The 13,677-nt window shown below is 73.2% G+C and carries 9 protein-coding genes; 8 read left to right on the top strand and 1 reads right to left on the bottom strand.

From position 1 onward, the window contains the following. Positions 1 to 92: 92 nt before the first annotated feature. A complete protein-coding gene (locus tag ABZ857_RS26720) occupies positions 93 to 1,346 on the bottom strand; it encodes an ATP-grasp domain-containing protein (protein WP_357047395.1) in 1,254 nt (417 codons plus the stop codon). 382 nt (positions 1,347 to 1,728) lie between these two features. Here ABZ857_RS26720 and ABZ857_RS26715 point away from each other — a divergent pair, with 382 nt between their 5' ends. The 8 genes from ABZ857_RS26715 to ABZ857_RS26680 all read left to right on the top strand — a co-directional run bounded on the left by ABZ857_RS26715 (position 1,729) and on the right by ABZ857_RS26680 (position 13,546). Continuing rightward, the gene (locus ABZ857_RS26715) at positions 1,729 to 2,037 is read left to right on the top strand and encodes a chorismate mutase family protein (protein WP_357047392.1); all 309 of its coding nucleotides are present in this window, start codon (positions 1,729 to 1,731) and stop codon (positions 2,035 to 2,037) included. 55 nt (positions 2,038 to 2,092) lie between these two features. Beyond that, complete coding sequence (gene pabB, locus ABZ857_RS26710; RefSeq protein WP_357047389.1) at positions 2,093 to 4,171, top strand: aminodeoxychorismate synthase component I; 2,079 nt, start codon at positions 2,093 to 2,095, stop codon at positions 4,169 to 4,171. Between the two features lie 2 nt (positions 4,172 to 4,173). Beyond that, the gene (locus tag ABZ857_RS26705) at positions 4,174 to 5,277 is read left to right on the top strand and encodes a prephenate dehydrogenase/arogenate dehydrogenase family protein (RefSeq protein WP_357047386.1); all 1,104 of its coding nucleotides are present in this window, start codon (positions 4,174 to 4,176) and stop codon (positions 5,275 to 5,277) included. A gap of 64 nt (positions 5,278 to 5,341) precedes the next feature. After that, positions 5,342 to 7,027: a class I adenylate-forming enzyme family protein gene (locus ABZ857_RS26700; RefSeq protein ID WP_357047383.1), complete on the top strand. Its 1,686-nt coding sequence runs from the start codon at positions 5,342 to 5,344 to the stop codon at positions 7,025 to 7,027. Positions 7,028 to 7,295: 268 nt separating this feature from the next. Continuing rightward, positions 7,296 to 8,378 carry a 3-deoxy-7-phosphoheptulonate synthase gene (gene aroF, locus ABZ857_RS26695; protein WP_357047380.1) on the top strand — a complete coding sequence of 361 codons (1,083 nt, stop codon included), beginning with the start codon at positions 7,296 to 7,298 and terminating at the stop codon, positions 8,376 to 8,378. A 42-nt stretch (positions 8,379 to 8,420) separates the two neighbouring features. Next, complete coding sequence (locus ABZ857_RS26690) at positions 8,421 to 10,541, top strand: molybdopterin-dependent oxidoreductase (RefSeq protein ID WP_357047377.1); 2,121 nt, start codon at positions 8,421 to 8,423, stop codon at positions 10,539 to 10,541. Then, the gene (locus ABZ857_RS26685) at positions 10,538 to 12,016 is read left to right on the top strand and encodes an FAD-dependent oxidoreductase (RefSeq protein ID WP_357047374.1); all 1,479 of its coding nucleotides are present in this window, start codon (positions 10,538 to 10,540) and stop codon (positions 12,014 to 12,016) included. The genes ABZ857_RS26690 and ABZ857_RS26685 overlap by 4 nt, the downstream gene beginning before the upstream one ends. 36 nt (positions 12,017 to 12,052) lie before the next feature. Continuing rightward, on the top strand, positions 12,053 to 13,546 hold the full coding sequence (locus ABZ857_RS26680; RefSeq protein WP_357047371.1) for an MFS transporter: 1,494 nt from the start codon (positions 12,053 to 12,055) through the stop codon (positions 13,544 to 13,546). Positions 13,547 to 13,677: the final 131 nt, after the last annotated feature.

The following is a 13,677-nucleotide window of genomic DNA, read 5'->3' as shown; positions in this document are numbered from 1 at the left end:
CTACGAGATCGTGAAGGCGAAGCGGGACGACCCGGGCGAGGACGTCTACTCCGACCAGAGGCGACGAGCCTCCCGCCGCGCCTCGCGCAATCTCACATGCGGGCGCCGGCGGGCTCGGGGGCGAGTGTGTGGATCCGCACGGCGTGCCGTACGCGCATTTCGAGGGCGTCCAGCTCGGCCGGGGTGGGCGCGTCGATGAGGAACGTCACCGCGCGGTCGTCGGAGCTGTGCAGCGGCCCGAGTTCGGCGCCCCGGTCCTTGAGCACGAGCACGGCGCGCAGCGTGGGCGGGTCGTCCGGGGCGCCGGGCTCGATCTCGGGCCACAGGCCGCCCTCGCCCACCCAGGCCGGCGAGATACCCGGCCAGTCCACCGTCACGTCGCCGAGCCGCCCGGGCTCGTGCTCCAGGTAGACCTGCCGGGCGTACCGGCGGGGCGCGGGGTAGGAGGCGGGCTCCCCGAGGGCGATGCGGATGATCTCCGGCTCCATCGGGGCGCCGGTCGCGAGCGAGTAGAGGATCGACAGGCCGTCGCCGGGGGTGCGCGCGGCCACCTCCATCAGGTAGGGCCGGCCCGCGCCGTCCACCCGCCACTCGGCGTGCGCGATGCCGCATCCGAAGGCCAGCCGTTCGAGCATGCGCCGGTTGGCGTCGAGGATGATCTCGTCCACGCCGTCGAGTTCGTTCGGGACCGAGTGGGACAGCTCGACGAAGGTACGGGCGCCCGACTCGGTCGTCTCCTTGCGGGTCACCGAGGCGAAGACGACCCTGCCGTCCTGCACCAGGCTCTCCACGGAGAACTCCTGGCCCGTCACCTTCTCCTCCACCAGCACCGTCTCGTGCGGCAGGTACGCGTCGAGCTGGGCGCGCAGCTCGGCAGGGTCGCGCACGGTCTCCACGCCGGAGCTGGAGTGCCGGCCGGCGGGCTTGACCACGGCGGGGAACGGCACGTCTGCGGCGGAGAACGTCGCGCGCGCGGCCGGGGGGACGACCACCGAGGCCGGGCTGAACTCCGGCAGATACCACCGCTGGAGATACTTGCTGCGGCAGGCGCGGGTGGCCCGCAGGCCGGGGGAGGGCAGCCCCAGGGCGTCGGCGAGCAGGCCGGTCGGCTCGACCAGCGTCTCGCCGACCGCGTACACGCCGGCGATGTCGTAGCGGTCGCGCCAGGCCCGTACGCCGGAGATCACGCCCGCGGTGAACGAGTTCTCCGTGTTGACGTCGCCGTCGGTGAAGGCGATCTCCTCGATGACCGAGGCCGGGTGCGCGGGATCGCGCATCTGGGCCAGCGCCTGCTCCCGCCAGGACGCCGGCGTGACCACGAGGATCCGCAGCCCCCGGCGGGACAATTCGCGCAGATAAAGAGGGGCCCGGCAGATCACCAGGAATGATCCGGTAAGTACGAATGCCCGAGGTTTCACTTTCGCCACCGCCGTTTCTCGCACGTGCTCACAGGCACTTCGCGAACGGAGGCTAGTCCGGCGATTTCGGGCCGGTCAATAAAATTCCCCGATCGCTCGGGATTGGTGGTTTCCCGATAGGGGTTGACGGGGGTCGTCGGCGCCTCTCCCCTGAGGCGCCTCGGGGTGCCGAGAAGTCCGAGGTCATCCCGGATTGTCCGGCTGTGCTGTGGGGCCGTTAGGGGTTGTGTCAAATGCGTGCCGGATCGAATCCTGAATTAGCCCGACAGGGCCGGAACATCCGCGCACCCCCGATTGGAGGGCTGTTCACATGGCTGGAAACGGCGCCGGAGAAGACGGTCTGGAGACGCTGCGGGCTTCGCTCGACCGTATCGACGAGTCGCTGCTCGACACGCTGCGCAGGCGCATCGAGACGTGTGTGGAAATCGCGCATTTCAAGCGCGAGCACAATGTGCCGATGATGCAGCCCCACCGCATCGGCGTCGTGCAGCGGCGGGCCGCCCGATACGCGCAGGACCACGGAATCGACCCCGACTTCCTGCGCCGCCTCTACGACCTCGTCATCGCGGAGACCTGCAGGGTCGAGGACCTGGTGATCGGCGATGTCGCCGCTCGGTGAACGCGGCGCCGGCGGCTCACCCGGCTATTCCGACACGGCTTGGAGGAACCCCGGAATGAGAACGATCCTGATCGACAATTACGACTCGTTCACCTACAACCTCTACCAACTGCTGGGCGAAGTGAACGGGCAGCCGCCGGTCGTGGTGCGCAACGACGCCGACTGGTCGCAGGTGCCGATCCACGAGTTCGACAGCGTGGTGATCTCGCCGGGCCCCGGCCGGCCCGAGCGGGCCCGCGACTTCGGCGTGAGCGCGCGGGCCATCCGCGAGAGCGGCCTGCCCGTGCTCGGCGTCTGCCTCGGCCACCAGGGCATCTGCCACCTGTTCGGCGGGACCGTCACCCACGCGCCGCAGCCGATGCACGGCCGCGTCTCGCAGGTGCGTCACACCGGCGCCGACATCTTCGCCGGCCTGCCCTCGCCGTTCTCGGTCGTGCGCTACCACTCGCTGGCCGCTACCGACCTGCCGGACGAGCTGGAGGCGGTGGCCTGGACCGACGACGGCGTGGTCATGGGGGTCCGCCACCGCACCGAGCCGATCTGGGGCGTGCAGTTCCACCCCGAGTCGATCAGCAGCGAGCACGGCCGCGAGCTGCTGGCGAACTTCCGCGACCTCGCTCTGGCCCACCGCAGGGCCAGGCAGGAGCGCGCCGCCGCCGCCCGCTCGCCCTACCGGGTGCACGTGCGCAGGCTGCCGCTGCTGCCGGACGCGGAGACCGCCTACCGGGAGCTGTTCGCCGGCAAGGAGCACGGCTTCTGGCTCGACAGCAGCTCGGTGATCGAAGGGCTGTCGCGGTTCTCGTTCATGGGCGACGGCTCCGGGCCGCTCGCGGAGTACGTCACCTATCGGGTGGCGGAGGGAGCGGTGACCGTACGCCGGTCCGACGGGTCGCGGCAGCGCGTCGAGCAGCCGTTCTTCGAATACCTGGACGAGCGGTTGCGCGAGCGCGCCGTGCCGGCGCCCGGGGGCCTGCCCTTCGACTTCAACCTCGGCTACGTCGGCTATCTGGGCTACGAGCTCAAGGCGGAGGCGGGCGGCCAGGCCGCGCACCAGGCCGAGGAGCCCGACGCGGCGCTGCTGTTCGCCGACCGGATGCTCGTGCTGGACGACGTGGAGGGCGTCTGCTACCTGCTCGCGCTGACGTACGCCGCGGACGAGGGTGCGGACGACGGCGACGCGCTCGCCTGGCTGGACGAGACCGCGGCCCGGCTGTTCTCCCTGCCCCGGCATGAGCCGGCCGAGCCGGTCGCGTTCACGGGGGTCGGCATGACCGACCCGGCGATCGCCGACGCGGTGGAGATGCGGCACGACAAGCAGGGCTACCTCAGCCGGATCGGCGAGTGCCTGGAGGAGATCTACCACGGCGAGTCCTACGAGATCTGCCTGACCAACGCCGTCACCGTCCGCGCCGAGATCGACCCGCTGCGGACCTACAGCCACCTGCGCACGATCAGCCCGGTGCCGTACGGCGCGCTGCTCGACTTCCCCGACGTCGCGGTGCTCAGCGCCTCGCCCGAGCGGTTCATGACGATCGGCCCCGACCGGGTCGCCGAGTCCAAACCGATCAAGGGCACCCGGCCGCGCGGCGCGACGCCGGAGGAGGACGAGGCGCTCCGCCACGACCTGCTCAGCCGCGAGAAGGACCGCGCCGAGAACCTCATGATCGTCGACTTGATCCGCAACGACCTGAACACGGTCTGCGAGGTCGGGTCGGTGCACGTGCCCCGGCTCTTCCACGTCGAGACGTACGCGCCGGTGCACCAGCTCGTCTCCACCATCCGGGGCACGCTGCGCCCGGAGGAGTCGGTGGTGAGCTGCGTGCGGGCGGCCTTCCCCGGCGGGTCGATGACCGGCGCTCCCAAGATCCGCACGATGGAGATCATCGACCGGTTGGAGGAGGGCCCGCGCGGCGCCTACTCCGGCGCGCTCGGCTGGTTCTCCCTGAGCGGGGCCACCGACCTCAGCATCATCATCCGCACGCTCGTCGCCACCCGGGACCGGGTCAGCTTCGGCGTCGGCGGCGCGATCGTGGCCCTGTCGGACCCCGAGGAGGAGTTCGAGGAGACGGTCGTCAAGTCCCGCGCCATGATCACCGCGGTGCTGGCCACCGCGGCCCAGACCGTGGGGGCCTGACGATGATCCGCGGGGACCACACGACGGCCTGCGACCGCCCGGCGGCGGATCGCGGGGAGACGGACCTGCTGCGGCGCTGCGTCGTCGTGGGCGGCGCGGGCGCCGTGGGCGGCCTGTTCGCCGAGCACCTGCTGCGGTCCGGTGCCGAGGTGCTCGTCGTCGACCCCGCGCCCGCTGTCGTCGAGCACGGTGTCGTCGAGCCTGGTGTCGTCGAGCCTGGTGTCGTCGAGGCCCCTGCCGGCGAGGCGCGGTTCCTGCGCGGCGACATCACGGACATCGGGCCCGATCTCGCCGAGGAGATCGGGCGGGCCGACCTCGTCCTGCTCGCGGTGCCGGAGCAGGTGGCCCTGGCGGCGGTGAAACAGGTCGCCGCCGCGATGCGGCCGGGCGCACTGCTCGCCGACACGCTCTCGGTCAAGGGCCCGATCGCCGACGCGATCCGGGCCCATGCCGGAGACGTCGAGGCGGCCGGTCTCAACCCGATGTTCGCCCCGTCGCTCGGCTTCGCGGGGCGGCCGGTCGCCGCCGTCGTGGTCCACGACGGTCCCCGCGCGAGGGCGCTGCTGCGGCTGGTCGAGAGCTGGGGCGGCCGTGCCGTACGGCTCGGCGCGCACGAGCACGACCGGCTGGCCGCGGCGACGCAGGCGCTCACCCACGCGGCGGTGCTGTCGTTCGGGTTGGCGCTGGCCCGCCTCGGCGTCGGTGTCGCCGAACTGGCCGCCGTCGCCCCGCCGCCGCACGCCACGATGCTCGCGCTGCTGGCCCGGATCGCCTCGGGCACCCCGGAGGTCTACTGGGACGTCCAGTCGGCCAACCCGCAGGCCGCCGCCGCCCGCGCGGCGCTGGCCGAAGGCGTACGCACGCTCGCCGGCCTCCTTGACGGCCGGGCGGACGGAGAGGAGGAGTTCGCGGCGGCCCTGGGCGGGCTGCGTGACCTCCTCGGCCCCGATCTCGGCTTCCACCGCGACACCTGCGCCGAGATGTTCGGCGCACTGCGCCCCTTCGAGCATGCCCCTTCGAGCAATGCCCCTTCGAGCAATGCCCCTTCGAGCAATGCCCCTTCGAGCAATGCCCCTTCGAGCAATGCCCCTTCGAGCATCCCCTGACCTCGTACGAGCCCAGCCCCACCACGAGCACGTCACCTCCCGTCACGACTGAAAGGTGAGATCGATGACCATCTCCCACGAGACCGTCCTCACGACGGAGCAGCGCGCCAGGATCGCCGCGGACCCCGACCTCGGCGGCGGCAACCTGCTGACGAAGGCCATCGAGGCCAACCCGCACCCGGAGCTGCCGTTCATCCACCTGGGCAGGCCGCTGACCAACACCAAGGGCGAGCAGCAGACCGAGTTCAGCCTGCTCGAGCTGGACGAGCTGGCCCAGAGCTGGTCGGTGTGGTACCTGCGCCAGGGCGTGCGGCCCCGCGACCGCGTGGCCATCTACCTGGAGGACTCCTTCGCCTACTCCCTGCACTTCTACGCGCTGGCCCAGATCGGCGCGGTGGCGGTGCTGGTCAACAGCAAGGCGTCGCGGTACATCGCCACCGAGCTGTGCCGCCAGACCAACCCGGTCGGCATGTACACCGACCTCGCCCACCTGGAGATCCTCGGCGAGGAGTTCCACCTGCTGCCCGGCCTGCGGTGGACCCAGGTGGCCGAGGAGCTGCCCGCGCCCCCGCCCGCCGCGCTGCCGCAGGAGGCCCGCTTCCGCCACGTGGGCGAGGACCCGGTCTCGATCCTGCACTCCTCCGGCACCACCGGGCGCCCCAAGCCGGTCATCCAGACCCACCGCTCGTGCGTGGCCGGGCCGCGCTTCCGCCTCGTGGACCACCACGAGCAGCCGGGCGCCGTGATGATGACCGCGCTGCCGCAGTCGCACCTCGGCTGCATCGCCTACACGACGTACGCCGTGCTGGGCGGCACGCCGATCGTGCCGTGGTTCGACACCAGCGGCCCCGAGCTGGCCAAGGCCGTCGAGAAGTACCGCCCGACGACCGTCATGGCCTTCGGCCACGCGTACGCCGAGCTGGCGGGCGCGGACCTGCCGGCCGGGACGATCGACTCGGTCAACGTCTGGATCTCCATCGGCGACGCGGTCCACGAGAAGCACATCAAGGGCATCCTCGCCATGCGCGACCCGTCGCTGCCGCCGGCCGCGTTCTTCGACCGCCTCGGCACCACCGAGCTGGGCTGGGGCGTGCTGCTGAAGGTCCGCACGCTGGCCGACGAGCGCAACGACCGGTGCGTGGGCAAGCCGGTCGGCGTCGCCGAGGTCGCCGTGCTGCGCAGGGACGGCACGATCGCCGACGTCAACGAGGTCGGGCTGCTCGGCGCGAAGGGCCCGGCGATCACCGCCGGATACTGGAGCGACTCCGACACGACCTACCGCAGCAAGCTGTCGGGCTACTGGCTGACCGGCGACATGGCCTACCGCGACGAGGCGGGCAACTACTTCCAGGTCGACCGGGCGGTGGACGCGATCGAGACCCCGAGCGGCACCGGCTACTCGGTCTTCATGGAGGAGCTGCTGCTCAACGACCTGCCCGAGGTCCTCGACTGCGCCGTGGTGGCGGGCATCCACCGCGGCCGCACGGTTCCGGTGGCGGTCGTCACGTCCAGCGCCGCCAGGCCGGACGCGCAGAGGCTGCTCAACGAGGCGAACGAGAGGCTGAAGGCCGCCGGTCACCCCGAGCTGACCATGCTGGAGGTCGCGCGCAACGAGGAGGACTTCCCGGTCGGCGTCACCGGCAAGGTCCTCAAGCGCCGGCTGCGGGAGAAGTACAGCTCGCTGTCCACCTACATCCGCGAGAACGGCGGCAAGTCGCTCGGCACGATCCTCACCGACGTCTTCGTCTGATCCCGCCCGGCCCACGCCCCCCCGATTCCCGCGATCCGCACGCGGATCAGAGGCGACCCGCACGCGGATCAACGGCGATCCGCACCCGATCCGCGCCGCCGGGCCGGAGGTTCCCCCCAAGGCCCGGCCCGGCGGCGCACACCCGGAAGACACCGCCGTCGCGATCCCCGCACAGGCCCGACACCACACAGGCCCGACACCACGAAGACCCGACACCACACAGGCCCGACACCACGAAGACCCGACACCACGGATGTGGAGGATTCCCATGACCGACGCCGAGCTGTTGCTGGTGTTCGACTCGACGATCGATCCGTCCGGCATCGCCGGGTGGGCCCAGCACTTCGACTCCACCGGCACCACGGCCACGACGTACCGGCTGGGCGGGGCGGACGTGATGGTGGCCCAGGGGCCCGCCGCCCTGCTGCCCCTCCCGGCCGATCTGCCCCAGCCCCGGCAGAGCGTACGGGCGGGCGGCGGCTTCCGGCTCGGCCGGCGCGAGCTGTTCCCCTCGGGTACGGCCGTGACCATCGGCTCCGCCGTGATCGGGGACGGGGACATCGCCGTCTTCGCCGGGCCCTGCGCGGTCGAGAACCCCGGGCAGATGAGGTCCACGGCCGCCGCCGTCGCCCGGCACGGTGCGGTCGGCCTGCGCGGCGGCGCGTTCAAGCCGCGCACCACGCCGTACTCCTTCCAGGGCCTCAAGTGGGCGGGCCTGGACCTGCTGGTGCGGGCCAGGGAGGAGACCGGCCTGCCGATCCTTACCGAGGTGGTCGACCCCCGGCACGTGGACCGGATGGCCGAGGTGATCGACGGCTTCCAGATCGGCACCCGCAACATGCAGAACTTCGAGCTGCTGACCGAGGTGGGCCGCAGCGGCATGCCGGCCGTGCTCAAGCGCGGCTTCGGCTGCACGGTGGACGAGCTGCTCACCGCCGCCGAGTACCTCCTCGCCGAGGGCAACGACCAGGTCGTGCTGTGCGAGCGGGGGATCAGGACGTTCGAGGGAGCCACCCGCTTCACGCTCGACCTGTCGGCGGTGGCGCTGCTCAAGCGGCGCACCCACCTGCCGGTGATGGTCGACCCCAGCCACTCGCTCGGCATCCCCGAGCTCATCGAGCCGCTCACGCTGGCCGCCGTGGCGGCGGGCGCGGACGCCCTGCTGATCGACGTGCACGTCCAGCCCGAGCAGGCGCTGTGCGACGGCAAGCAGGCGCTGCTCCCCGAGGACTTCGCCCGGCTGATGAGCCGCCTGGAGATGCTCGCGCTCGGCGTCGGCCGCCGGCTGGCCCCGGCCCCGGCCGCCGACTACTCCGAGATCCACGACGCTCTCACCCCCGACGTCGTCTAGGCCACCCGGCTGCGTACGAGTGCCGGTCACGGAGGTGGAGCGATGCGCGCGGCGACGAGCACGCGCCCGGCGGACGCCGCTGTCGGTGCCGCTGTCGACACTCACTGCCCGTACTGCGCGTTGCAGTGCGGCATGACCCTCAGCCCGGCGGGCCGCACCTCGGTCCGGGTGCGGCCCCGCGACCCGTCCGCGGGCGGCCTGTGCCAGAAGGGCTGGACCGCCGCGGCCCTGCTCGGCTCGCCGGCCCGGCTTACCACGCCGCTCCTCAGGAACGGCGGGACCCTGCGCCCGGCGAGCTGGGACGAGGCCCTCGGCCTGGTCGCCCGGAGGATCAAGGAGATCGTCGCGGAACGCGGGCCGGACGCCGTCGCGGTCTTCGGCGGCGGCGGGCTCACGAACGAGAAGGCATACCTGCTCGGCAAGTTCGCCCGGGTGGCGCTCGGCACCTCCCAGGTGGACTACAACGGCAGGTTCTGCATGTCGTCGGCGGCGGCCGCGGCGCACCGCGCCTTCGGCCTCGACCGGGGGCTGCCGTTCCCTCTGGCCGACCTGGACGGCGCGGACGCGGTGCTGCTCGCCGGGGCCAACCCGGCGGAGACGATGCCGCCGTTCCTGTCGCACCTGCGCCGCGCCATGGACGCCGGGGGGCTCATCGTGGTCGATCCCCGGCGCACCCCCACGGCGGAGCGTGCGGCGCTGCACCTCGCGCCGGCCCCCGGCACCGACCTCGCGCTGGCGCTCGGCATCCTGCACGCCGCCGTGGCCGACGGCCGGGTCGACCACGCGTACGTCGGCGACCGCACGACGGGCTTCGAGGAGGCCTGGCGGCCGGCCGCCGCCTGGTGGCCCGAGCGGGTGGAGCGGGTGACCGGCGTCGCCGCCGCCGACCAGCGCAGGGCCGCCGCGATCCTGGCCGAGGCCGCGAGCGCGTACGTGCTGACCGCCCGGGGGGCGGAGCAGCACGCCACGGGCGTGGACACGGTCGGGGCCTGGATCAACCTGGCGCTCGCGCTCGGCCTGCCCGGCCGCCTGGGCTCGGGCTGGGGCTGCCTGACCGGCCAGGGCAACGGGCAGGGCGGGCGCGAGCACGGGCAGAAGGCCGACCAGCTCCCCGGCTACCGGCGGATCGACGACCCGGCGGCCCGCGCGCACGTGGCGCGGGTGTGGGGGGTCGAGCCGTCCGTGCTGCCCGGCCCGGGACGGTCGGCGTTCGAACTGCTCGACGCGCTCGGCACCTCCGGCGGCCCGTCCGCGCTGCTGGTCTTCGGCAGCAACCCGGTCGTGTCGGCGCCGCATTCGGCCCGGGTGGCCGACCGGCTGGCCGCGCTCGACCTCCTCGTCGTCTCCGACATCGTGCTGTCGGAGACGGCGAGGGCCGCCGACGCGGTGCTGCCGATCACGCAGTGGGCCGAGGAGGACGGCACGCTGACCAACCTCGAAGGGCGCGTGCTGCTGCGCCGCCGCGCGCTGGCCCCGCCGCCCGGGGTGCGCACCGACCTGGAGGTCCTGCACGACCTGGCCGTACGGCTCGGGCAGCCGCCCGAGCGCTTCCCCACCGACCCCGAGACGGTCTTCACCGAGCTGCGGGCGGCGTCCGAGGGCGGCCCCGCCGACTACTCGGGCGTGACCTGGGACCGGCTGCGCGCCGGAGAGCGGCTCCATTGGCCCGTCCCTCGGCAGCCGGGACATCAGGGGACGCCGCGGCTGTTCCTGGACCGGTTCGCCCATCCCGACGGGCGGGCCAGGTTCGCCGTGGTGGACCACACAGGGCCGGCCGAGCCGCCGGACGAGGAGTTCCCGCTGTACGCGATCACCGGGCGGGTGCTCCAGCACTACCAGTCGGGCGCGCAGACCCGCCGGGTGGAGGAACTGCGCGCGGCCGTGCCCGAGGCGTACGTCGAGGTGCACCCGGACACCGCGCGGCGGGCCGGGCTGCGCGACGGCGCGGCGGCGGCGGTCGTCGGCAGGCGCGGGCGGGTCCTCGCGACGGTGCGCTGCGTGCCGTCGATGCGGCCCGACGTGGTCTTCCTGCCGTTCCACTTCCCGGGCGCCCAGCGCGCCAACCTCGTGACCAATCCGGCGCTCGATCCCGTCAGCCGGATGCCCGAATTCAAGGTCTGCGCCGTACGGCTGTCGGCGGCGGGGGAACGGGAGGCGCAGTGAGAACCAGGGTCGTGATCGCCGGCTACGGCATGGCCGGCGCCCGGCTGGCGGAGGAGATCCGCCGCCGGGATCCGGCGGGAGAGCGCGTCGCGATCGTCGCCGTCGGGGACGAGCCGCACCCGCCGTACAACCGGGTCCTGCTGTCGAACGTGCTGGCGGGCGCGATGTCCGCCGAGTCGGTGCGGCTGCAGGAGGAGGGCTGGGCCGCCGCGCACGGCGTCGAGGTGCGGCGGGGCCGCGCGGTCGTCTCCGTCGACCGCGCCGGGCGCGGCGTCGCGCTCGACGACGGCACGTGGGTCGGCTACGACGTGCTCGTGCTGGCCACCGGCGCCCGTGCGTGGGTGCCGCCCGTGGAGGGGCTGACCGGCGACGACGGCGGTCTCGCCCCCGGCGTGGCGACGTTCCGCACGCTGGACGACTGCGCCGCGATCGCGGCCGGAGCGCGCGGCGGCGCGCGGGTGGCCGTGCTCGGCGGCGGCCTGCTCGGCCTGGAGGCGGCCAGGGGCCTGGCGGCGCGTGGCAACGCGGTCACCGTCGTCCACCCGAACGGCCACCTGATGGAGCGCCAGCTCGACCACGGCGCGGGCCACGTGCTCGCCCGGGTCCTGCGCGGCCTCGGCGTGCGGGTGCTGCTGAACTCGCGGGCGGCCCGCTACCTGCCCGGCGACGGGCTGAAGCTGGACGACGGCCGGCTGGTCGCCGCCGACCTCGTCGTCGTGGCGGCGGGGGTGCGCCCGCAGACCGCGCAGGCGTCCGCCGCCGGGCTCGCCGTCGACGGCGGCGTGCTGGTGGACGACGACCTGCGCACGAGCGACCCGCTGATCCACGCGATCGGCGACTGCGCCCGGCATCCCGGCACGGTCCCCGGCCTGGTGCAGCCCGCCTGGGAGCAGGCCGCCGCGCTGGCCGCGCTGCTCACCGGCGGGCGGTCGCCCTACCGCGGCACGAAGGTGGTGACCCGGCTCAAGGCGAGCGGGGTGGACCTGGCCGCGCTGGGCGACGTGCACGCCGCGCCGGACGACCCGCGCGCCGAGGTGCTGTGGCTGAGCGAGCCTTCCCGGGGCCGCTACGCCAAGCTCGTCGTCCGCGACGAGCGGGTGGCGGGGGCCATCGCGCTCGGCGTGCCCGACGCCGCCGCCGCGATCACCCAGTTCTACGACCGCGGCCTGCCCGTGCCGCCCGACCGGCTCGCGTTGCTGCTCGGCCGGGCCATGCCGTACGGCGAGGGCGCGGCCCCCGGCGGCGGCGCGGCGGGGCTGCCAGGAACGAGCGTGGTGTGCCGCTGCAACGCGGTCAGCAAGGACAAGCTGGTCGCCGCGTGGCGGTCCGGGGCCCGCGACCTGACCGCCCTCGCCTCGGCCACCCGGGCGACCACGGGCTGCGGCACCTGCACCGACACGGTGTGCGGCATCGCCCGCTGGCTCGCCCAATCGGAGAAGGCGGAAGCCGCAGGGACCGCGCATGCCCAGTCCTGAGACCCCGACGCCGACCACGCTGACGAGGAGACCCGCATGAGTGATACGACGGCGGCCGCCCGGCGCGGCCGGGGATGGATCGAGCACTGGAATCCGGAGGACGAGGAGTTCTGGGAGACCACAGGACGCCGGGTGGCCCGGCGCAACCTGATCCTGTCGGTCTTCACCGAGCATCTGGGCTTCGCGATCTGGGTGCTGTGGTCGGTGGTGGTGCTGAGCCTGCCCGCCGCCGGGCTGCCGATGAGCGTGTCGGAGTCGTTCTGGCTCGTCTCCGCGCCCAACCTGGTGGGCGCGGCGATCCGGATCCCGTACACGTTCGCGGTGCCGCGCTTCGGCGGCCGGATGTGGACGACGATGTCGGCGGCACTGCTGCTGGTCCCGTCCTCGCTGCTGGCGTTCGTCGTGCCGAGCGGCTGGCTGGCCGCGCAGGACCACGACACGAGGTTCTGGGTCCTGCTCGCCTGCGCCGCCGTGGCGGGCGTCGGCGGAGGCAACTTCTCCTCCTCGATGGCGAACATCTCGTTCTTCTATCCCGAGCGCCGCAAGGGCTTCGCGCTCGGCCTCAACGCGGCCGGCGGCAACCTCGGCGTCGCGGTCGTCCAGCTCCTGGTGCCGCTGGTGGTCGTCGCCGGCGTGCCCGTGGCGGCGTCGGGCACGCGGGTCCATCTCGCGTACGCCGGTCTGGTCTGGATGCCGTTCATCGTGGTGGCCGGGATCGGCGCCTGGCTGTTCATGGACAGCCTCGCCGAGGCCAAGGCCGACCCCCGGTCGTACGCCGCGGCGCTGCGGCACGGGCAGACCTGGATCGTGTCGCTGCTCTACGTCGGCACGTTCGGCTCGTTCATCGGGTTCTCCTTCGCGCTGCCGCTGGTGACCAGGACGACGTTCCCCGAGTTCCTCGCCCAGCACCCGTTCGTGCGCGACTACCTCGCCGGGCTCGGCTTCGTCGGGGCGCTGGCCGGGTCGGTCGCCCGGCCGCTCGGAGGCCGGCTGTCCGACCGGTACGGCGGGGCCCGGGTCACGCTGGCCGTCTTCGCCGGGATGGTCGCGGCGACCGTCGCGGCGGCGGCCGGGGTGATCCACCACGACTTCGGCCTGTTCTTCTGCGCCTATCTGGTCGTCTTCGCGTGCTCCGGCGTGGGCAACGGCTCGACGTACCGGATGATCCCGGTGATCTTCGGTGAGCTGGGGCGCAGGGAGGCGGCCAGGCGCGGCGTCGACCCGGCGCTGACCGCGCCGGACTACAAGCGCAGGGCCGCTGCCGTGATCGGCATCGCCGGGGCGATCGGCGCGTTCGGCGGGTTCCTGATCCAGCAGGTGTTCCGCCTGGCGAGCCTGGACGCGGCGAGCGCGATGAAGGGCATGACCGGCGCCGCCGCGGCCCGCGTCGCCCAGGAGCACGCGGGATGGTCGCTGCCCGCCCTGTGGATCTTCGTCGGTGCCTACGTGCTGCTCGCCGGGCTCACCTGGTGGACCTACCTGCGACGTGGGCCGAGCCGTGCGCCGAGCTTCGCCTACGCCCGCGTGTGAATTTTCGTAGCACTCCCGCGTAACCAAAGTTGTAGGCCGTCTGCCCCTTCCGTCATTCGGCCTGGTCATTAGGGTGCGCGGCCGTTGTGGCGGCCATACGCGCGTGCCAGCGTGCTGGTCAGAGGGCCCGC

It is taken from the genome of Microbispora sp. NPDC046933 (genome assembly GCF_040644635.1).
GTDB lineage: Bacteria > Actinomycetota > Actinomycetes > Streptosporangiales > Streptosporangiaceae > Microbispora.
The sequence above is the reverse complement of the archived record's forward strand: the minus strand, read 5'-3'. Positions and strand labels throughout refer to the sequence as shown.

Excerpts from the sequence above, each read along its gene's own strand:
- ABZ857_RS26680 (WP_357047371.1), top strand. The coding sequence starts at position 12,053 with ATGAGTGATACGACGGCGGCCGCCCGGCGCGGCCGGGGATGGATCGAG.
- ABZ857_RS26700 (WP_357047383.1), top strand. The coding sequence starts at position 5,342 with ATGACCATCTCCCACGAGACCGTCCTCACGACGGAGCAGCGCGCCAGG.
- ABZ857_RS26705 (WP_357047386.1), top strand. The coding sequence starts at position 4,174 with ATGATCCGCGGGGACCACACGACGGCCTGCGACCGCCCGGCGGCGGAT.
- aroF (WP_357047380.1), top strand. The coding sequence starts at position 7,296 with ATGACCGACGCCGAGCTGTTGCTGGTGTTCGACTCGACGATCGATCCG.
- ABZ857_RS26690 (WP_357047377.1), top strand. The coding sequence starts at position 8,421 with ATGCGCGCGGCGACGAGCACGCGCCCGGCGGACGCCGCTGTCGGTGCC.
- ABZ857_RS26715 (WP_357047392.1), top strand. The coding sequence starts at position 1,729 with ATGGCTGGAAACGGCGCCGGAGAAGACGGTCTGGAGACGCTGCGGGCT.
- pabB (WP_357047389.1), top strand. The coding sequence starts at position 2,093 with ATGAGAACGATCCTGATCGACAATTACGACTCGTTCACCTACAACCTC.